General features: G+C 70.8%; 17 protein-coding genes. 5 read left to right on the top strand and 12 right to left on the bottom strand.

All coding sequences use genetic code 11. The features are described 5' to 3' along the window. Positions 1-2 precede the first annotated feature (2 nt). The 7 genes from ACFZBB_RS23005 to ACFZBB_RS23035 all read right to left on the bottom strand — a co-directional run bounded on the left by ACFZBB_RS23005 (position 3) and on the right by ACFZBB_RS23035 (position 6,607). Positions 3-941 carry an aromatase/cyclase gene (locus ACFZBB_RS23005; protein WP_355335462.1) on the bottom strand — a complete coding sequence of 313 codons (939 nt, stop codon included), beginning with the start codon at positions 939-941 and terminating at the stop codon, positions 3-5. Between the two features lie 111 nt (positions 942-1,052). Continuing rightward, on the bottom strand, positions 1,053-1,838 hold the full coding sequence (gene fabG, locus ACFZBB_RS23010; RefSeq protein ID WP_391125368.1) for a 3-oxoacyl-ACP reductase FabG: 786 nt from the start codon (positions 1,836-1,838) through the stop codon (positions 1,053-1,055). A gap of 11 nt (positions 1,839-1,849) precedes the next feature. After that, positions 1,850-2,122: an acyl carrier protein gene (locus ACFZBB_RS23015; protein ID WP_355335466.1), complete on the bottom strand. Its 273-nt coding sequence runs from the start codon at positions 2,120-2,122 to the stop codon at positions 1,850-1,852. Between the two features lie 177 nt (positions 2,123-2,299). Further along, positions 2,300-3,520 (bottom strand): beta-ketoacyl synthase N-terminal-like domain-containing protein, encoded by a 1,221-nt coding sequence (locus ACFZBB_RS23020; protein ID WP_391125371.1) that lies wholly within the window; start codon positions 3,518-3,520, stop codon positions 2,300-2,302. Further along, positions 3,517-4,797 (bottom strand): beta-ketoacyl-[acyl-carrier-protein] synthase family protein, encoded by a 1,281-nt coding sequence (locus ACFZBB_RS23025; RefSeq protein WP_355335471.1) that lies wholly within the window; start codon positions 4,795-4,797, stop codon positions 3,517-3,519. The genes ACFZBB_RS23020 and ACFZBB_RS23025 overlap by 4 nt, the downstream gene beginning before the upstream one ends. Continuing rightward, the gene (locus ACFZBB_RS23030; RefSeq protein WP_391125374.1) at positions 4,794-5,120 is read right to left on the bottom strand and encodes a TcmI family type II polyketide cyclase; all 327 of its coding nucleotides are present in this window, start codon (positions 5,118-5,120) and stop codon (positions 4,794-4,796) included. Before ACFZBB_RS23030 ends, ACFZBB_RS23025 begins: the two co-directional genes overlap by 4 nt. Before the next feature lie 2 nt (positions 5,121-5,122). Then, a complete protein-coding gene (locus ACFZBB_RS23035; protein ID WP_391125377.1) occupies positions 5,123-6,607 on the bottom strand; it encodes an FAD-dependent monooxygenase in 1,485 nt (494 codons plus the stop codon). Positions 6,608-7,008: 401 nt separating this feature from the next. Between ACFZBB_RS23035 and ACFZBB_RS23040 the strand changes: the two genes are divergently transcribed. The 5 genes from ACFZBB_RS23040 to ACFZBB_RS23060 all read left to right on the top strand — a co-directional run bounded on the left by ACFZBB_RS23040 (position 7,009) and on the right by ACFZBB_RS23060 (position 13,033). Continuing rightward, entirely contained in the window at positions 7,009-7,695 is a 687-nt protein-coding gene (locus tag ACFZBB_RS23040; RefSeq protein WP_355335477.1) for a response regulator transcription factor, read from the top strand. A gap of 105 nt (positions 7,696-7,800) precedes the next feature. Then, positions 7,801-9,417 (top strand): ABC transporter substrate-binding protein, encoded by a 1,617-nt coding sequence (locus ACFZBB_RS23045; protein WP_391125380.1) that lies wholly within the window; start codon positions 7,801-7,803, stop codon positions 9,415-9,417. Positions 9,418-9,429: 12 nt separating this feature from the next. After that, the gene (locus ACFZBB_RS23050) at positions 9,430-10,386 is read left to right on the top strand and encodes an ABC transporter permease subunit (protein WP_391125383.1); all 957 of its coding nucleotides are present in this window, start codon (positions 9,430-9,432) and stop codon (positions 10,384-10,386) included. After that, positions 10,383-11,303 (top strand): ABC transporter permease subunit, encoded by a 921-nt coding sequence (locus tag ACFZBB_RS23055; protein ID WP_391125385.1) that lies wholly within the window; start codon positions 10,383-10,385, stop codon positions 11,301-11,303. The genes ACFZBB_RS23050 and ACFZBB_RS23055 overlap by 4 nt, the downstream gene beginning before the upstream one ends. Next, entirely contained in the window at positions 11,300-13,033 is a 1,734-nt protein-coding gene (locus ACFZBB_RS23060) for a dipeptide ABC transporter ATP-binding protein (RefSeq protein ID WP_391125388.1), read from the top strand. Before ACFZBB_RS23055 ends, ACFZBB_RS23060 begins: the two co-directional genes overlap by 4 nt. A gap of 64 nt (positions 13,034-13,097) precedes the next feature. On the opposite strand, the gene ACFZBB_RS23065 is transcribed toward ACFZBB_RS23060, so the two are convergent. The 5 genes from ACFZBB_RS23065 to ACFZBB_RS23085 all read right to left on the bottom strand — a co-directional run bounded on the left by ACFZBB_RS23065 (position 13,098) and on the right by ACFZBB_RS23085 (position 19,026). Next, the gene (locus ACFZBB_RS23065) at positions 13,098-14,453 is read right to left on the bottom strand and encodes a spherulation-specific family 4 protein (RefSeq protein WP_391125391.1); all 1,356 of its coding nucleotides are present in this window, start codon (positions 14,451-14,453) and stop codon (positions 13,098-13,100) included. A gap of 64 nt (positions 14,454-14,517) precedes the next feature. Next, complete coding sequence (locus tag ACFZBB_RS23070; protein ID WP_391125394.1) at positions 14,518-15,384, bottom strand: ABC transporter permease subunit; 867 nt, start codon at positions 15,382-15,384, stop codon at positions 14,518-14,520. After that, positions 15,377-16,384, bottom strand: coding sequence for an ABC transporter permease subunit (locus ACFZBB_RS23075; RefSeq protein WP_391125397.1), 1,008 nt, complete (start codon positions 16,382-16,384; stop codon positions 15,377-15,379). Before ACFZBB_RS23075 ends, ACFZBB_RS23070 begins: the two co-directional genes overlap by 8 nt. A gap of 1 nt (position 16,385) precedes the next feature. Beyond that, entirely contained in the window at positions 16,386-17,654 is a 1,269-nt protein-coding gene (locus ACFZBB_RS23080) for an extracellular solute-binding protein (RefSeq protein WP_391125400.1), read from the bottom strand. Between the two features lie 139 nt (positions 17,655-17,793). Beyond that, a complete protein-coding gene (locus tag ACFZBB_RS23085) occupies positions 17,794-19,026 on the bottom strand; it encodes an ROK family protein (protein ID WP_391125403.1) in 1,233 nt (410 codons plus the stop codon). Positions 19,027-19,095 lie beyond the last annotated feature (69 nt).

The raw sequence follows: 19,095 nt of genomic DNA on the forward strand, positions 1-19,095 counted from the left end.
GCTCAGCGCCGCGCTTCCGCGTGCTCCTTGGCGTGGTTCAGCGTGGCCCGGCTGTTGTTGCCGAGCGCCTCACGGATGAACCGGCGCGCCTCCTCCACACCCGCCTCGGGGCCGAGCACCTTGCCGATGTTCTCGGCGTTGAGCACGACGGTGTGCTGTGAGGTGGCGGTGGTGACCCCGTCCTCGCCCTCCTCGAAGGTCCAGTAGCCGGTGTGCAGGTCGAGCAGCGCGGGCAGCGTGGTCTGCTTGTAGGCGATCTTGTGGTGCGGGAAGCAGACCCGGACCGACTCGGTGGTGTGGGTCGAGCCGTCCTTGGTGAGCGTGTCCATCCGCAGGGTCTGGAGGCCGGGGGTGTCCTCGGTGAGTTCGACCTTGGCGACGTGCGGCAGCCGCTCGGTCCACAGGTGGGCCTCGTTCACGAAGTCGAAGACGTCCTTGGCCGCGCCCTCGACCCGCACGCTGTCCTCGAAGGACAGGCTCAGCCCGGCGTCCTGCGCCGACAGCTCCAAATTGGTCTTCAGGCCCGGCAGTTCGGCCCGGCTGTTACGGTCGACCGCCTCGTCGATCCAACGCAGGCCCTCGGGGTCGTCGTCGATCGCGCGGTAGCTGTGCAGCAGCCGTACCCGCGACTCCCGCTCCCCCAGCCGCTCGATGATCCAGGTGCCGGTCATCTCGGCCACCGGGGGCGCCGAGACCTCCTGCCAGAAGCGGATACGCAGGGCCTCGGGGTCCAGCGTCCGCCGCGAACTCCAGTTCTTGGCCTCGCCGTTGGCGGTGGCCCAGATCCGGATGCGCTCCTCGTTCCCGTCGCGTTCGAGGTAGTCGACGTAGACGGACGGCGGGAACAGCCGGGGCCAGTTCTCGACCTCGGCGAGCAGTCGGTAGACGTCGGCGGCGGGTGCGCGCACGGTGATCTCGTGTTCGACCTCACGGGTCGTCATGTCACAGCTCCGATCGGTGGTGGAAAGGACCGCGGGACCGGGGCGGTCCTGTGCGGTCGGTCAGGGGCCGGGCAAAGGGCTGCCAGGGATCGGCCGGAGATCGGCCAGGGCTCAGAAGTTGCCGAGGCCGCCGCAGACGTTGAGCGCCTGCGAGGTGATGGAGGCGGCGGTGTCGGAGGCGAGGTAGCCGACCAGTCCCGCCACTTCCTCGGGCGAGGAGTAGCGGCCGAGCGGGATCTTGGACTGGAACTTCTGGAGGATCGCGTCCTCGCTCGTGTCGTAGGCCGCCGCGTATCCCTGCCGGACCCGCGCGGCCATCGGCGTCTCGACGTAGCCGGGGCAGACCGCGTTGACCGTGATCCCGGTCGGGGCAAGCTCGTTGCCCAGGGCCTTGGTGAAGCCGACGACGCCGTGCTTGGAGGCGGAGTACGGGGCGCCGAGCACCACGCCCTGCTTGCCCGCGGTGGAGGCGATGTTGATGATCCGGCCGCGGCTCTTGTCGCGCAGACCGCCCGTGTTCAGCACCTCGCGGGTGACCCGGAAGACGCTGTTCAGGTTGGTCTCGATCACGTCGTACCACAGCTCGTCGGTGATGTCGGCGGTCACTCCGCCGCCGCTGCGGCCCGCGTTGTTGACGAGCACGTCGATGGTGCCGAAGCGGTCGACGGCCGCCTGGACGAACGACCTGACCTCCTCGTCGCTGCGGATGTCGACGACCGCGCCGTCGACCTCCAGCCCCTCGGCGCGCAACTCCTTCACGGTGGCCGCGACGTTGTCGGCGTTGCGGGCGCCGATGAAGACCCGATGCCGCTGGCCGGCCAGCAGGCGGGCGACCGCCAGGCCGATACCGCTCGTCGCGCCCGTCACCAGGGCGACCCTCTGCGTGTTCTGCGACATGTGCCGTCTCCTCAGACGCTCGGGGCAGCGGAGAGCTGCGAGTTGACGGCATCGATGAGGCCGCGCGGTGTGACCGCGTCGGTCAGGGCGGAGTCGTCGAGCGAGATGTCGTACTCGCGCTCGATCCGGCTGCCGGTCTCCAGCAGGGCGAGCGACTCGTAGCCGAGCGCCTGGAACTCGGTGTCGATGATGTCGCCGCTCAGATCGACGCCCTCCTCTTCGCCCGCGGCCTCCAGCAGGATGCGGCGGAGGTCGTCGAGGGTGAACGGGCTGGTGGTGGACATGTCCGGTGCCTTTCGTGGTGGGGATGGTGGCCGGGGCGCCGAGGCCGGAGCCCGCGGTGGCCGGTGGTCCCGGCGGCGGGCGGCCTCAGCGATCGGCGGCGGGTGACTACAGCGGTCGACGGCAGGTGGCTTCAGCCGTCGTGGGCGGGCGACAACAGCCGTCGGCGCCGGGTGGGTTCAGCGGTCGGCGGCGCGTACGACGAGGGCCGAGTTGAATCCGCCCTGGCCGCGGGCGAGCACCAGGGCGGTGCGTACGGACGCGGGGCGGGGGGCGCCGACCACCAGGTCGATGTCGTACCGGTCGGCCAGGGCCGTGCCGATCGTCGGCGGGATCACGCCGTCGCGGATGCTCAGCAGCGCGGCGGCGACGTCCAGCGGCGCGGCGCCGGAGTAGAGGCGGCCGGTCATGGTCTTGGGCGCGGTCACCGGGACCCCGTGCGGGCCGAAGGTCTTGGTGATGGCCTCGGCCTCGATACGGTCGAGTTCGGGGATCGCGGCGGCGTCCGCGAAGACCACGTCCACCTCGTCGGGGCCGGTGCCCGCGTCCAACAGTGCTTCCTCGATGGCCCGTTCGATGCCGGGCGCCCGTCCGCTGCCCGGCCGGGGATCCATGGTGGCGGCGTGGCCGACGAGTTCGCCGTAGATGTTCCCCGCGCCGCGGGCCCGCGCGTGCTCGGCGTCCTCGACGACCAGCAACGCGCCGCCCTCGCCGGGCACATGGCCACGGGCGGACGCGTCGAAGGGCAGGTAGGCGCGCTCGGCGTCGTCCCCGGTGGCCAGCCGTCCGCCGGCCAGTTGGGCCACCCACCCCCAGGAGCAGATCGACGCGTCGACGGCGCCGGCCACCACGACCGACGTCCCCTTGCGGATCTGGCGCCTGGCCTGGGCGAGCGCGTCGAGGCCGCCCGCCTGGTCGCTGACGACCACGCTGCTGGGGCCGCGCAGTCCGTGCCGGATGGAGATCTGTCCGCTGTTGACGGCGTAGAACCAGGCGAAGGACTGGTAGGCGGAGACGTACCGGCCGCCCTTGCTCCACAGGGCCTTGAGTTCGTTCTGGCCGAACTCGAAGCCGCCGGAGTGGCTGGCGGTGATCACCCCGGCCGCGTAGGCGGGCAGGTCGTCGGCGTCGATCCCGGCGTCCTTCAGCGACCAGTCCGCGCCCACCAGGGCCAACTGGGTCATCCGGTCGGTCTGCGGCAGCAGCCTGCTGGGCAGGTGCTCGCGGGCGTCGAAGCCGCCGATCTCACCGGCGAGCCGCGACGGGTAGTCCGAGGGGTCGAAGCGGGTGATCCGTCCGATGCCGCTGCGACCTTCGAGGGTGGCGGCCCAGTACTCCTCGACGCCGAGGCCGTTGGGCGCGACGACACCGAGTCCGGTCACCACGGGGTGGGCGTTCATCGAGCGCTCCGATCCGGTCGGGCGAGCACTACCGCGCTCTGGAAGCCGCCGAAGCCGCTGCCGACCGACAGCACCGTGTCCGTACGCCAGTCGCGCGCGGTCAGCGGCACGTAGTCCAGGTCGCACTCCGGGTCCGGGTGGTGCAGATTGGCGGTGGGCGGTACGACGCTGTGCTCCATCGCCAGCACGGAGGCCGCGATCTCGATCGAGCCGATGGCGCCGAGCGAGTGGCCCACCATCGACTTGATGGAGCTGACCGGCGTCCGGTAGGCGTGGTCCCCGAGGCTGCGCTTGAAGGCGGCGGTCTCGTGGCGGTCGTTCTGCTTGGTGCCGGAGCCGTGCGCGTTGATGTAGTCGATGTCCTGCGGATCGATCCTGGCCTCGTCGAGCGCCACCCGGATCGCCTCGGCCATCTCCGCGCCGTCCGGGCGCAGTCCGGTCATGTGGAAGGCGTTGGACCGGGTCGCGTAACCGGCGACCTCGGCGTAGATGTGGGCGCCCCTGCGGCGCGCGCTCTCCAGTTCCTCCAGGACGAACACGGCCGCCCCTTCGCCGAGTACGAAGCCGGTGCGGCTGGCGTCGAACGGCCGGGAGGCGTGCTCCGGGTCGTCGTTGCGCGCCGTGGTGGCCTTGATCGCGTCGAAGCAGGCGACGGTGATGGGCGAGATCGGGGCGTCGCTCGCCCCGGCCACGACCACGTCGGCCGCCCCGTCGCGGATCAGGTCGGTCGCGTAGCCGACGGCGTCGAGGCCGGAGGTGCAGCCGGTGGAGACCACCGTGCCGGGCCCCTCAGCGCCCACGGCCCAGGCGACCTCGGTCGCGAAGGAACTGGGCACCAGGAAGTTGTAGAGGTGCGGGACCGCGTACTCGTGGTCGACGAGGTCCAGCCGTCCGCCGTCGCTGACCGCGCGGTACTCCTGGTCGAGGCCGGTGGTGGCGCCGACGGCGCTGCCGATGGTCACGCCCACGCGGTGCGGGTCGACGGAGTCGAAGTCCAGTCCGCTGTCGGCGACCGCCTCGCGGGCGGTGACCACCGCGAACTGCGCGGCGCGGTCCATCCGGCGGATCTCCTGCGGGGTGAGCCCGGACAGTTCGGCGTCGAAGTCCGCCTCTGCGGCGATCTGGGAGCGGAACGGCGCCGGGTCGAAGAACGAGATCCTGCGGGTCGCGGTGCGTCCGTCGGCCAGCAGTTGCCAGAAGTCCTTGACCCCGATGCCGCCGGGGGCCGTGACACCGACTCCGGTGATCACGACGCGGCGGCCGGTCGACCTGCTCACGAAGCGCTCCAGTGGTAGAAGCGCTGGGCCATCGCGTCGGCCGGCGAACGCCAGGTGGCGGGGTCGTACGCCTCGATGTGCGGCTTGAGGTCGTCGCTGATCCGGATGAACCGCGGGTCGTTCTTGGCGGTCTCGATGCGCTCGCCACCGTTCTCGGCGTCGAAATCCTGGAGGTGGAAGTACAGACCGCGGTACGAGAACAGCTCACGGCGGCGCGTGCCCATCAGATGCGGCATGTCGGTCCCGTCGAAGGCGCCGAATATCTGGGCGACCTCCTCGGCCGAGCCCAGGTTCATTCGGGCGACGATCAGTGTGCTGTGCATCTCTACCTCTCTCGCGAATCGAGTCGGGCGGGACCGAACCAGCGGTCCAGTGCCGCCGGAAGGTCGTAGTGGCTGCCGGGTCCGGCCCACGCCACATAGCCGTCGGGGCGGATCAGCACCGCGGTGGTGCCGTCGAGCGGGTCGGGTCCGTCGCCGCGCGGGGCGGCGGTGACGATGTCGATCCGCTCGCGCCAGTCGGCCGCGCGGCGGCGCACGTGCGGGTTGTCGGCCAGGTCGAGCAGGACGCCGCGGCCGGCGTGCAGCAGCGCGGTGCTGCTGGTCGGCCGGCCCCGCACGCTGAGTTCCACATGCGGCATCCGGGCCCCGAGGAGCGGATTGGGCCCGGGTCCTACGTCGTACCGGATCGCCAACCCGCTGACCTGCGCGGCGAGATGGCGGGTCACGTCCTGGTACGCGGTCAGCTCGGCGAGCACGTCGCGCAGCGGCTGCGCCTCCTTGCCGCCGAGGATCAACTGGCTCTGCGCGCCGGTGTTGGCGAGCAACTGCCTGCCGACCTCGTGCCGTTCGGTGTGGTACGTGTCGAGCAGGGACCGCGGCGCGGTACCGCGCAGGACCGCCGCGAGCTTCCAGCCGAGGTTCACCGAGTCCTGGATGCTGGTGTTCATACCCTGGCCGCCCGCGGGGAAGTGGATGTGGGCGGCGTCGCCGGTCAGCAGGACCCGGCCCCTGCGGTAGTCGGAGACCTGACGTGCGGCGTCGGTGAAGGCGCTGATCCACACCGGCTCCGCGCCGGAGATGTCGTCCCCGGTGAGCCGCTTCCAGGTGTCGGCGACCTCGTGGAAGAGCGGCGGGCCGCTCCGCCTGCGCGGCGGTGTGCCGCGCTCGCCGACGATGACACGGTGCACGCCGCCCGCAAGCGGCGCGGACATCACCATGCCGCCGGCCGACAGTTCACCGGTCATGCGGGGCGCCACGTCGATGCCGCGGATGTCCGCGAGCAGCAGTTCGGTGGCGCCCGCGGTGCCGGGGAAGTCGAAGCCGCCGGCCTTGCGGACGGTGCTGCGCCCGCCGTCGGCGCCGATCAGGTAGTCCGCCCGCAGCGTCCGCTCCCCGTCCGGGGTGGCGACGCGTACGGCGACGGACGCGTCCTCCTCCTGGTAGGAGCGGACCTCGTGACCGCGCCGGATCTCGGCGCCGAGTTCGAGCGCCCAGTTCTGCAGAACGGTCTCGGTGACGGACTGGGGCACGGTCTTGGCGCTGCGGTACGGGCCGTCGAGCACGCCGAGGTCCAGCGGGACCCCGCCGAAGTGGCCCTGCTCGCTCGTCGTGAGCTCGCCGAAGCGGCGGAGCAGTCCGCGCTGGGCGAAAGTCTCGACTGTTCGAATCGCCAATCCTATTCCGCGTGATTCCGCGGTGGGTCCGGAAAGGCGCTCCAAAACAATGACGTCAATACCGGCCAGCCGCAGTTCCCCGGCGAGTACGAGCCCGGCCGGTCCGGCTCCCGCAATGATGACCGAAGCGCTCATACACCTCTCCCATCTGAAAGGGCAATCGCGTCCGCCGGGTTTCCGTTGGACGCAAATATCGTCCGTCACGCCCTGCCCAGAATTCAAGCAAATATCTCAAGGGTATCTGAAAATGACCGTCAGAGGAACGTCAAACCGTGTCTTCAGGTTCCTGACACTCCGACCATGAAGCCGACGTCAGGCACCACACCGCTCGACGGCGATTCATAAGAAACCGTCAAGGGATGTACAGATTTCTTGACTGAGCACGACCGACTGCTCCGCCCCAACTGCGCGTATGCGCCGGATAGTTGCGGGAACCTTGCAGGAGTATGAAATGTCCCGCCGGATCTTCAAAGCGGGCCCGGCGGCCGCTAATCTGCCAAAGAAATTTGAGCGATCCCCATCGAGGTTGGAAAGTCATGCGGGTGCTGGTAGCGGATTCCGACACGATTGGGGTCGGCAGCCTGAGTACCGAGTTGCAGCGGCACGGATTCGACATCGAGCAGTGCGGCACCGGTGCGGAGGCGCTGGAGAAGTACTCCAAGTTCGATTTCTTCCTCATCGACCTGGCGCTGCCCGACATGGACGGTCTCGAAGTGTGCCGATTGCTCCGGTCAGCGAGCGACATACCGATCATCGCCTTCACCGACCCCGACACCGAACTCGACCGGATCCTGTGCTTACAGGCCGGTTGCGACGACTGCATGGCCAAGCCTTTCGGATACCGCGAACTCCACGCGCGTATCGAGGCCGTCCTGCGGCGTTCAGGACCGCAACTCTCGGCCGCCGTCCGGTCGCAGCCGATCATGATCGGCTCGCTGTGCGTCGACCCGGACACCCGGGAGGTCCGGGTGAACGGCCGGCTGATCAGGCTCACCCGGATCGAGTTCTGCCTGCTGCTCCAACTCGCGTCACAGCCGCAGACGGTCTTCACCCGTACGCAGTTGATGGCCGACGTGTGGGGTTATCAGCACGACGGCCGCCCGCTGAGCGCGCGGGCGAGCCGCACCATCGACACCCATGTCAGCGCGCTGCGGAAGAAGTTGGGCGACCCGAGCTGGGTCGTCACGCTCCGCGGGATCGGGTTCCGGATGGGTCACGGCTGAACGACTCCCGCCGCCCCCACCTCACTTCACCGCCGGAACACCCGTTCCGGTATCTCGCACCCCGGAACTTGTGTCCGGTACATCTCGCCCGGAAGGCCCTGCCTCATGCCCGGCTCACGCCACCAAGCCCACCTGCTCGCCACCGCCGTCGTCCTGTCCCTGACGCTGGCGGCCTGCTCGTCGTCGGACTCCACGTCCCCGTCGACCGACGGGAAGGCGGCCAAGCCCCACGCGGGCGGTCATCTGACCGTCGCGCTGGGCTCGGACCCGATCTGCGTCGACCCGCACCAGGCGGCCACCAACGACGCGGTCTACGCCGCGCGCGGGCTGGTGGACTCGCTCACCGACCAGGACGCGGCGACCGGGAAGATCGCCCCCTGGCTCGCCACCTCCTGGGACGTGAGCCCGGACGCCTCGGCGTTCACGTTCCATCTGCGCGACGGCGCGACCTTCAGTGACGGCAGCCCGGTGGACGCGAACGCCGTGAAGGCCAACTTCGACGCCGTGGTGAAGCTCGGGGCGAAGTCGATCTTCGGATCCGGCTATCTCAGCGGCTACCGGAGCACCGAGGTCATCGACGCGCGCACCGCCAAGGTCACCTTCGACCACCCCAACGCCCAGTTCCTCCAAGCCACTTCCACCACCACGCTCGGCCTGCTGGCCCCCGCGAGCCTGAAGGACAGCGCCGAGAAGCTGTGCGCGGGGCCGCTGATCGGCTCGGGCCCCTTCACCCTGGCGAGCTACACCCCGGGACGCTCGGTGGAACTCAACCGGCGCGCCGACTACACCGGGGGCTCGGCCCTGTGGAAGCACAGCGGCCCCGCCTACCTGGACAAGATCACCTTCAAGGTCGTACCGGAGTCGGGCGTGCGCACCGGCAGCCTGGAATCCGGGCAGGTCGACGCCATCGCCGGGGTCGCGCCGCAGGACGAGGCGGGCCTCACCGGCCAGGGCGCGAAGCTGCTGTCCCGTTCCAACCCGGGCGTTCCGGTCGCGCTGAGCGTCAACACCTCGCGGCCCCAGGCGGGCGACATCGCGGTACGCCGGGCGCTGGAGGTCGCCATCGACCGCAAGGAGGTCGTCGACACCGTCCTCAGCGGCAGTTACCACCCGGCCACCAGCTCGCTGTCCAGCACCACCGACGGCTACCAGGACAACTCCAAGCTGCTCGCCCACGACCCGGCCGCCGCGGGGCGGATTCTGGACGCGGCGGGCTGGAAGCCGGGGCCCGACGGCATCCGCGTGAAGAACGGCGCGAAGCTCGACCTCAAGGTCATTCTCGCGCCCAACTTCGGCCCCAACCAGTCCGTCCTGGAACTCGTGCAGCAGCAGGTGAAGAAGGCCGGCATCGGCCTCACCCTCAAGGTGCTGAGCATCGCCGACTACCAGGTCGCCCAGAAGAGCGGCGACTACGACCTGTCCTGGGGCAACGGCACCAGGGCCGACCCGGACATCCTGCGCACCGCCTTCTCCAGCAAGCTGCTCAACCTCTCGCACATCGACGACCCCGAGTTGCAGACGCTGCTCGACACCCAGGCCGCCGCGGCCGACCCCGCCAAGCGCGCCGACATCGTCGCCTCGGCGCAGCGCCGCGTCCTCGAACAGGCTTACCAGATACCGGTGTTCGAGATGACCAGCGTGTACGCGCTCAGCGGCAAGGTGCACGACATCACCCTCGGCTCGTCGTCCCAGGCGCAGTTCCACGACGCCTGGCTCTCCTGAACGAAGGCGACGATGAGGACCTATCTCCTACGGCGGCTGCTCCAGGCCGTGTTCGTGCTGTGGGCCGCCTACACGGTGTCCTTCGGTGTGCTGTACCTGCTGCCCAGCGACCCGGCGACGATCATGGCGGCGGGCGGCGGTGACGCCAGTACGGTCACCCCGGCGCAGACCGAGGCACTGCGCCATCAGTACGGCCTGGACCAGCCGTTGGCCGAGCAGTACGGCACCAGGCTGCTCCATGCCCTGCACGGCGATCTGGGGCGGTCGGTGCAGAACGGTGTCCCGGTGACCCGGCTGCTCTCCCACGACCTCCCGACCACCGTCCAACTGGCCGCCTGCGCCCTGCTGCTGGCCCTGGTACTGGGCAGCGCCGTGGCGCTGCTGGCCAGTTGGACGCGGAGCGGGCCGCTGCGTCAGCTCCTGCTCTCCTTACCGGCGTTGGGGGTGTCGGCGCCGACCTTCTGGGTGGGGCTGGTGCTGGTCCAGTTGTTCTCGTTCCGCTGGCATGTCTTCCCGGCCTTCGGCGACGAGGGCTTCGACTCCCTGGTCCTGCCGTCCGTCACGCTCGCGCTGCCCGGTGCCGCGCTCATCGCGCAGGTTCTCGCCAAGAGTCTGCGCACGGCACTGGCGGAGCCGTACGTCCAGACGGCCCTGGCCAAGGGGGCGAACCGGCGGCGGGTGCTGTTCGGACATGCCCTGCGCAACGCGTCGATCGCCCCGCTGACCCTGGTCGGCATCATGATCGGCAATCTCCTGGCCGGGGCGGTGGTCGTGGAGACCGTCTTCGCCCGTGCCGGGATAGGACGTGAGACGGCCGCGGCGGTGACGGCCCAGGACATCCCGGTCGTCCAGGGCGTCGTCGTCCTCGGCGCCGTCACGTTCGTCCTGACGACTCTCGCCGTCGACCTGCTCCTGCCCCTGCTGGACCCGCGGATCACCGCGACGACGAAGCCGACGGTGCGGACATGACCGAACTGAGCCTCCCGGACGCGGACACCGCAGGACCGGGCGCGGGCCTGACCCGCGCCGAGCCCGCGCGGCCGCCTCACCCGCGGTCCCGGCCCCGCCGGTACACGCGGTTCTGGCTGACGCGGCCGGGGCTGCTGCTGTCGGCGCTGCTGATCGCGGTGCTGCTGCCGACCGCGTTCTTCCCCCGGCTGCTCACCTCCCGCGATCCGCTGGCCGCGGCGCCGCGGGACAAGCTCGCGGCCCCGAGCGCGGAACACCTCTTCGGCACCGACCAGTTGGGCCGCGACGTCTTCGCCCGTGTCGTGCACGGCGCCCTGCTCACCCTCCACGCGAGCGGGCTTGCCGTGCTGGTCGGACTCGTCGTCGGGTCGCTGGCGGGGCTGCTCGCCGGCTACCTCGGCGGGGTCGTGGACGACACGCTGATGCGGCTCACCGACGTCCTGCTGTCCATCCCCGGCCTGCTGCTCTCGCTCGCGCTGGTGACGGCGCTGGGATTCGGCACCGTCAAGGTGGCCCTCGCCGTGGGGGTGACCAGCGTGTCGACCTTCACCAGAATCATGCGCGCCGAGGTGCTGAAGGTCGCGGGGTCCGGCTATGTGGAGGCGGCGCGGGCCTCGGGCACCCGATGGCCCGCGGTGCTGTGGCGGCACGTGCTGCCGAACGCGGCCGGTCCCGTACTGGTCTACGCGGCCATCGACTTCGGCGCGGTCATCCTCCAGGTGTCCTCGCTGTCGTTCCTCGGCTACGGCGCGCAGCCCCCGGCGCCGGAGTGGGGCTCGCTGGTCTCGGACGGCCGCAATTACCTCGCCACGGCCTGGTGGCTCACCACCTTGCCGGGGCTCGTGATCGCGGCCACCGTGCTCGCCGCCAATCGCATCGCCCGCTCCCTCGACGGCGAAGACACGGAGGACCGATGACGCACACGACACCGACGGACGGCGGATCCCCGCCGTCCGCAGGGCCATTGCTCGACATCCGGGGTCTGCGGATCTCCTACCGCACCCGCACCGGAACCGTGCCCGCCGTCCGCGGCATCGACCTGACCGTCCAGCCGGGCGAAGTGGTCGCCCTGGTCGGCGAGTCGGGCTCGGGCAAGAGCACGGCGGCGCTCGCGGTGACGGGGCTGCTGCCGCGCGGCGGCTCGCTCGACGCGGGGGCCGTCCTCTTCGACGGCGCCGACGTGGCGCGCGCCGGGGAGACGGGGCTGCGCGGGCTCAGGGGCCGGGAGATCGGCCTGATCCCGCAGGATCCGATGCTGTCGCTCAATCCCGTGCGGCGGGTCGGGTCCCAGGTGGCCGAGGCGCTGCTCATCCACCGGCTCGCCGACCGGGCGGGGGCGGCCCGGCAGGCCCTCGACCTGCTCGGCGAGGCGGGGCTGCCCGACCCGGTCCGGGTCGCGCGCCAGTACCCGCACGAGCTGTCCGGCGGTATGCGCCAGCGGGTGCTGATCGCCATCGCGCTGGCCGCGCGGCCCCGGTTGGTCATCGCGGACGAGCCCACGAGCGCGCTGGACGTCACCGTCCAGCGGACGATCCTCGACCACATCGACACGCTGACCCGGGACCGGGGCATCGCGGTTTTGCTGATCACCCACGACCTCGGGGTCGCGGCGGACCGGGCGCACCGGGTGAGTGTCATGTCGCGCGGCGAGGTCGTCGAGACCGGACCCGTACGACAGGTGCTCGAAGAACCGGAGCACCCCTACACCCGCGCCCTGCTCGCGGCGGCCCCGAGTCTGGCCCGGTCGCCGGTACCGGCTCCGGCCCGGTCACGAGCCGCGTTCCGGTCCGTTCGGGAGCGGGCGTACGGAGCCGACCCGGTCGCGGGGAAAGCGCCGCTCGTGGCCGGGGAGCCGAGCGCGGCGAACGACCTGGTCGTGGCCGAGGACCTGGTCAAGGAGTACCCCGGCCGCCGAGGGGACCGGCGCCTCGGTGTACGGGCCGTCGACGGCGTCAGCCTGCGGGTCGGCCGGGGCGAGACCGTCGCCCTCGTCGGCGAGTCGGGCTCGGGCAAGTCGACGACGGCGCGGATGCTCGTACGGCTCACCGAGCCGACCTCCGGGCGGATCACCTTCGACGGGCGGGACATCACCGGCCTCGACGGCGGTGAGCTGCGCCGACTGCGCCGCCGTATGCAGATCGTCCAGCAGAGTCCGTACGCCTCGCTGTCGCCCCGGATGTCCGTCGCGGAGATCGTCTGCGAACCGCTGCGGGCCTTCCGGATCGGCTCCCGCGCCGAGCGCGCCCGGCGGGCGGCGGATCTGCTGGACCTGGTCCGGCTGCCCGCCGCGTTCCTGGGCCGACGCGCATCCGAGCTGTCCGGCGGCCAGCGCCAGCGGGTCGCGATCGCCCGCGCGCTGGCACTGGACCCGGATCTGGTCGTCTGCGACGAGCCCGTCTCCGCGCTCGACGTGTCGTCGCAGGCGCAGATCCTGGACCTGCTCGCCGGTCTCCAGGACCAGCTCGGTCTCAGCTATCTCTTCATCTCGCACGATCTGGCCGTCGTCCGCCAGATCGCCTCCCGGGTCGGCGTGATGCGGGCGGGACGGCTCGTCGAGAGCGGCACGGCGGAGGAGGTCTTCGCCGCGCCCTCCCACCCGTACACACGGGAACTGCTGGCCTCCGTGCCGGGCAGCCTCGTCCGGTGACCGATCGTCCGTACCCGGCCCGCAGTTCATCGCGGGCCGGGCACGGACGTCGGCGCGGGCGGTTCTAGCCCGCGCTGAAGGAGACCACCGGCGTGTAGGCGGTGCCGGCGTTGAACTCCACCTGCTGGGTGCCCCTGGGTGAGCCGAGGGCGGTCAGCGGCAGCGTCCAGGTGTACGTCGAGCCGCTGATCGTGGTGGTCGGGGCCGGTGTGGCGGCGGCCCACGCCCAGCCGGTCGAGGTGCTGCGGTAGAGGGAGCCGTTCTCGATCATGTAGTCCGCGCCGAGCGGTGAGGACGACGGCGCGGGCGCCTGGTAGCCGGTCGCGGTGTTGCCGTCGGTGTTGATGAAGACGTGGTGGAAGCTCTCGGAGCTGTTGAAGGTCGCCTTGAAGACGGCCGTGCCCGCCGAGGCGCACGCCGAGTACGAGGTGATGGCGCCGGAGCCCGCGGTGGTGGTGCACCCGGTGCCCCCGCCGGAGCCGCCGGTGCCCCCGGACCCGCCCGATCCGGCGGCACCGGCCTTCGCCAGTTCGTCGGACCAGTACGCGCCGGTGGGCAGGGTGTCCCACGGATTCGGCAGGTTGTCCGGGGTGACGTACAGATATCCGGCGTTGCGCTGCTTGCTCAGCGCGACCGCGTTCTCCATGTCGGCCTGCGACGGGGTGTCGTAGACCAGGTGCCAGAACTTGTCGGGGTTGGCGTAGTTCAGCTCCCAGTCGGGCGCGGTCCAGGAGGCGTAGACGCTGTAGGTGTTCTCGAACATCACCAGGACGTCGGCCGCCGACGCGTAGCAGGACTCGGCGGGCGAACCGGGGTTGTCCACGGTGAGGGCGCCCGGGTGGGCCTGTTTGGTGGTGGAGTTGATGCCGCTGTAGAGGTTCACGTGCGCGTTGGCCGAGCCGCAGTCGCCCAGGGCGTCGTCGAAGAAGATGCCCGCGAGGCCCGACGAGCCGTACCAGGAGTACCAGTTGGCCACGTCGGCGTTGATCTGCGCGGTCCACGCGGCGACGCTGGTCTGTCCGCCGCGGGTGGTACGCCCTGTGGTGCCGAAGTAGCCGGTGTCGACGTAGCCGAGCACCTTCGCCCCGGCCCCGGCCGCCGCGCTCACGACCGAGGCGTAGCCGCTGTCGACCGCGGTGCCGGGACCGTTGGAGGGGTTCGCGACGGCGATGCCGACGCGGGACCCCGCCTGGTCGATCTGGGTCCAGAAGGCGCGGCCGGCGGCGTCCGAGGGGTTGAAGTACGCGGGTACGGCCAGATGCTGCGCCCCGGCTGCCGCGCTCGCCTGGCCGGACAGCGTGCCGAACATGGTCAGCGCGAGCGCGGCGGCGACCGCCGCGCTCACGGCGGCCCTGGTCCGGTGCACGGCGGTGAGGCGATGCCGCGACCGGGTGCGTGCGAGTGATCGGATGAGGGACATGTGATCCCCTTTCGACGGTGGGGGGGTGCGTGAACAGGGGGTGGGACCAGGGGGACAGGAAGCGTCAGCCCTTGACCCCGGTGTGCGCGATTCCCTGCACGAACTGCCGTTGCAGGAGGACGAACACGGCGATGACCGGGAGGGAGGCGAGCAGCGATCCGGCCATCAGCACGGGGTAGTCGGTCTGGAACTGCCCCTGGAGCGAGGCCAGTCCGGCGGACAGGGTCATCTTGTCCGGGTCGGTGTTGACCACCAGCGGCCAGAACAGGTCGTTCCAGGACCACAGCAGCGCGAGGACCGCCAGCGCGACGAGTCCGGGGCGGACCAGCGGCAGCATCACCGACCAGTAGATCCGCCAGGGCCCCGCGCCGTCGATGCGCGCCGCCTCCTCCAGCTCCTTCGGCAGGGCCAGGAACGACTGCCGGAGCAGGAAGACGCCGAACGCGCTGAACATGCCGGGCAGGATGAGCGCCTGAAGGCTGTTGAGCCAGCCGAGGTCGGACATGATCTGGTACTGCGGGATGATGAACAGCTGCGGCGGCACCATCAGCACCGACAGGAACAGCCCGAACAGCATCCCGCGGCCGGGGAAGCGCAGCCGCGCGAAGGCGTAGGCGGCCATCGGGCACAGCACGACCTGGCCGAGCGTGCGCCCGAGCGACATCAGCAGCGTGTTGAGGAACTGCCGGCCGAACGGCAGCAGGTCGAAGACCTTGCCGTAGTTGTCCCAGTGGCCGCCGGGCAGCGGCGACGGCGGCACATGGGTCGCGTCGCTCAGCGACTTCAGGGAGGTGACGATCTGCCAGAGGAACGGGGCGACCATCGCCAGCGACGCCGCGATCAGCACTGTGTGCACCAGCGGATGACGTCCGCGCCGGGAGCGGCGTGCGGTCCGGTCCGCGGCCCGGCCGGCCGCGTGGACCTCAGCCATAGTGCACCCACCTCTTCTGCAAGCGGAACTGAAGGGCCGTCAGCGCGACGATGATCAGCAGCAGAACCATCACGATCGCCGCCGCGTAGCCCCGGTCGTTGGTGACGAACGCGCGGTCGTAGAAGAGCTGCACGACCGTCTCCAGGCGCGGGAACGCCGGGTTGGAGCGGGCCGCGGCGCCCGATCCGGCCATCACGTAGACCAGGTCGAACAGTTGGAGCGAGCCGATGACCGAGATCACCGAGACGAAGAACGCGGTGGGCGACAGCAGCGGCAGGGTGACCGAGCGGAACTGCCGCAGCGGGCCCGCGCCGTCGATCTCCGCGGCCTCGTAGTACTCGCGCGGGATCGCCTGCATCCCGGCCAGGAAGATCACCAGGTTGTAGCCGATGCTGCTCCACACGCCCACCACGACCAGGGCGTACAGCGCCACCCGAGGGTCGGCCACCCAGTTCGGGCCGTCGATGCCGACCAGCGACAGCAGGTAGTTGATCAGCCCGTAGTCGCCGTTGTAGAGCCAGCGCCACACCATGCCGATCGCCACCGGCATGGTGACCACCGGCAGGAAGAACAAGGTGCGGTAGACGCCGACGCCGCGCAGCCCCCGGCGGTTGAGCAGCGCGGCGAAGACGATCGCCAGCGGGATCGACAGCAGTCCGAGCCCGGTGTAGGCGAGGGTGTTGACCAGCGCCCGGCCGAACTCGCCGTCGTGCAGCATCCGGTGGTAGTTGTCGAGCCCGCTCCAGGTGTGGCCGCCGAAGGCGCCCCAGCGGGTGAACGAGAAGTACGCGGTCTGCACGACCGGCCACAGGTAGAAGACCGCGAGGCCCAGGCCGGTCGGCGCGATGAAGGCGTAGCCCCACAGCGCCTCGGTGACGCGGTCGCGGCGCGGTCGCCGGAAGCGGCCGGGCAGCCGCGACAGCCGCCCGGTCCGCGACCGGGCGCCCGTGGCCGCCTGCACGTCCCCGGCGGCGGCGCCGGGGGTGGACGTGAGGGTCATGTCACTCCTTGGCGAGCAGGTCGTCCATCGCCGCGGCCAGCCCGCGCGCCGCCTTGTCCACCGGCTCCTGGCCGTTCCACGCCTTGGTGAGATACGTCAACTCGGCCTCGTTCCACGCGGCGGTGTTCTTCGAGACCGGGTACGGGACGCCGTACGGCACCTCGTCGAGGAAGGTCTGGAGGTGGAACTGCGGGTAGGCGGCGATCCAGGCGCCCTGCGTGCCGTTGTACGCCGGCATCGCCCCGGACTTGGCCAGGATCTCGGCGGCCGGCTTGGAGCCGAGGAAGTTCACGAACTGCCATGCCTGGTCGGCGTGTTTGGTCCGCGCCGAGACCACGTTGGCGAGGCCGTGGATGATCGTGGCCCGCTTCTCGCCCGTGGGCAGCGGGGCGACGTCGACCCGGTCCTTGGTGTAGGCGTTGCCGCCGAACTCCAGGGAGTCCCAGGAGCCACCCCAGTACATCGCGAGCTTGCCCGCCTCGAAGAGCTGGAGCGGCGCGGTGTCCGTCATGGTCTTCAGGTCGGGCGACTGCTTCTTCTGGATCAGGTCGGTCCAAAAGCGCAGGCCCTCCATCGTCTTCGGATCGGCGTAGCCCGACTTCTTGCCGTCCGGTGAGATCACATAGCCGCCGGCCTGGGCGATGGTGTTGTACTGGTACTCCTGGAAGCTGGTCAGCTCCGCGCCGGTGGCGTACTGGCCCTTGCTCGCGTCCGTCAGCTCCGCGGCTGCCTTCCGGAAGTCGCTCCAGGTCCAACCGGCCTTCGGGTAGGGGACCTTGGCGGCGTCGAAGAGCGTCTTGTTGTACCAGACGCCGACCGTGTCCAGGTCCTTCGGCAGTCCGTAGTGCTTGCCCTGGTACGTGTAGAGGTCGACCAACTGCTTGGGGTAGGCGGACAGGTCGGTCTTGTCCTTGGCGATTCCGTCGTCCAGCGGGCGGATCACGCCGTTGGAGGCGTAGAGCTGGAAGTTGGGGCCGTTCATCCAGAAGACGTCAGGGGCGGCGCCGCCGGTGGCAGCCGCCTTGAGCTTGGTCCAGTAGTCGGCCCACGGGGTGAGCTGGACCTTGACCGTGATGTCGGGGTGGGTGCGGGTGAACTCGCGGCCGAGCTGCTCCATGGCCGTCTTCTGCGTCGCGTCCCACACCCCGTACGACAAGGTGACCTTGCCGCCCGAACCGCTCGCGTCCGAGCCGCTCCCGCCCGACGAACAGGCTGAGGCGGCCAGCACCACCCCGAGCGCCACCGCACACCATCGCACCGACTTCCGCATACCGGGCCCTCCCAGGATCCACACGCCCCGGCGGTGGACCGTCAGCCGGAGTCGTCAAGTGGCATTAATCATGGAGTCCATGGAAATTAAGTCAAGACCCGTGAGATGAAGAATTCCTCTCAGTGGTCTCCGCGCCCGGTCAGACGCGGCGGGAGAAGTGCTCCACGCCGCCCAGTTCGTGCCGTTCGCGTAGTTGCCGGTCCACGTGGTCGAGGGCCAGCCGCAGCGCGCCCAGCGCCACCCCCTCGTCGCCGAACTCGGAGATGCGCACCTCGGGCGTGCGGATGCACCAGCGGTCCAGCTCGCGCCGCAGCGGCTCCGCGATCAGGTCGGCCGACCGGGAGAAACCGCCGCCGATCACGACCAGTTCGGGGTCCAGGGTCAGCACCAGCGCCGCCGTCCCGACGGCCACGTCCCGCACATAGCGCCGCACCACCGCCGCGGCCTTGCGGTCGCCCGCGCGCGCCGCCTCGAACACCGCCTCGGCCGCGGCCTCCTGGTCAACCGCCTTGTCCGCGTGCGCTCCTGCGCCCCGCCCCGACCCCGACGACCCGGTCCGCTCCGGCGCGGGACCGGCCTGCGGCGGCCACGCGCGCAGGTGCTCCTGCGCCCTGATCCAGCCCGAAGCGGGCAGTGCTCCGATCTCTCCGGCCGCGTTGCCGAAGCCGCGGTGCAGCTTGCCGTCGATGATCAGCCCGGCGCCGGTGCGCAGGCCGGCGAGGATCACCACCACGTCCTTGGCGTAACGCGCCGCCCCGCACCACGACTCGGCCAGCGCGGCCAGCTTGCTGTCGTTCTCGACCAGCGCCGGGCCGCCGACCAGGCGGCGCAGATGCGCTCCGACGTCCACGCCGGTCCACTCCGGCAGCGCCTCGGAGAGCATCACCCTGCCCGCGCCGTCCACCAGTCCGGTGGTGGCCACGCCCGTCGCCCACAAGTCGCCGGTGGTCAGGCCGCCGCCCGCGAGCGCCCCGGCCACCGCGCCGTCCAGCGCGGCCAGGCGCTCCTTGCGGCCCATGGCCGGCGCCACCGCGACCCGGGCGCTGTGCAGCACCGTTCCGTCCAGGTCCGCCACCAGCGCCAGGATCTTGTGGCCGCCGATGTCCACGCCGAGCACGCGGCCCGCGTCGGCGCGGAACCGGAACCGCCGGGCGGGCCGGCCCACCATCCCGGCCGCGGCGGGCACCTCGGCCAGCCAGCCGTTGTCCAGCAACTCGCGCACCACGTCCTCCGTGGAGGCGCGCGACAGCCCGGTCCGCCGGGACAGCTCGGTCAGGGTCATCGCCGGTGCGGACCTCAGCTCCCCCAGCACGGCGAGGGAGTTGAGCTGCCGGAGCCGGGAGAGGTCGCCGCCGCTCGGAGTCTCGGTCACGACGTCCCCTTGAGTTTGGTTGCTGCGCGCTTAATAATGAGAGAGTCCATGATAAATAGGAAAGGATCC

The organism is Streptomyces sp. NPDC008139, from assembly GCF_042957025.1.
Lineage (GTDB): Bacteria > Actinomycetota > Actinomycetes > Streptomycetales > Streptomycetaceae > Actinacidiphila.

Coding starts and splice junctions, on each gene's coding strand:
- ACFZBB_RS23065 (WP_391125391.1), bottom strand. CDS start 14,453: ATGTCCCTCATCCGATCACTCGCACGCACCCGGTCGCGGCATCGCCTC.
- ACFZBB_RS23040 (WP_355335477.1), top strand. CDS start 7,009: ATGCGGGTGCTGGTAGCGGATTCCGACACGATTGGGGTCGGCAGCCTG.
- ACFZBB_RS23080 (WP_391125400.1), bottom strand. CDS start 17,654: ATGCGGAAGTCGGTGCGATGGTGTGCGGTGGCGCTCGGGGTGGTGCTG.
- ACFZBB_RS23075 (WP_391125397.1), bottom strand. CDS start 16,384: ATGACCCTCACGTCCACCCCCGGCGCCGCCGCCGGGGACGTGCAGGCG.
- ACFZBB_RS23035 (WP_391125377.1), bottom strand. CDS start 6,607: ATGAGCGCTTCGGTCATCATTGCGGGAGCCGGACCGGCCGGGCTCGTA.
- ACFZBB_RS23070 (WP_391125394.1), bottom strand. CDS start 15,384: ATGGCTGAGGTCCACGCGGCCGGCCGGGCCGCGGACCGGACCGCACGC.
- ACFZBB_RS23005 (WP_355335462.1), bottom strand. CDS start 941: ATGACGACCCGTGAGGTCGAACACGAGATCACCGTGCGCGCACCCGCC.
- ACFZBB_RS23055 (WP_391125385.1), top strand. CDS start 10,383: ATGACCGAACTGAGCCTCCCGGACGCGGACACCGCAGGACCGGGCGCG.
- ACFZBB_RS23030 (WP_391125374.1), bottom strand. CDS start 5,120: ATGCACAGCACACTGATCGTCGCCCGAATGAACCTGGGCTCGGCCGAG.
- fabG (WP_391125368.1), bottom strand. CDS start 1,838: ATGTCGCAGAACACGCAGAGGGTCGCCCTGGTGACGGGCGCGACGAGC.
- ACFZBB_RS23045 (WP_391125380.1), top strand. CDS start 7,801: ATGCCCGGCTCACGCCACCAAGCCCACCTGCTCGCCACCGCCGTCGTC.
- ACFZBB_RS23060 (WP_391125388.1), top strand. CDS start 11,300: ATGACGCACACGACACCGACGGACGGCGGATCCCCGCCGTCCGCAGGG.
- ACFZBB_RS23050 (WP_391125383.1), top strand. CDS start 9,430: ATGAGGACCTATCTCCTACGGCGGCTGCTCCAGGCCGTGTTCGTGCTG.
- ACFZBB_RS23020 (WP_391125371.1), bottom strand. CDS start 3,520: ATGAACGCCCACCCCGTGGTGACCGGACTCGGTGTCGTCGCGCCCAAC.
- ACFZBB_RS23015 (WP_355335466.1), bottom strand. CDS start 2,122: ATGTCCACCACCAGCCCGTTCACCCTCGACGACCTCCGCCGCATCCTG.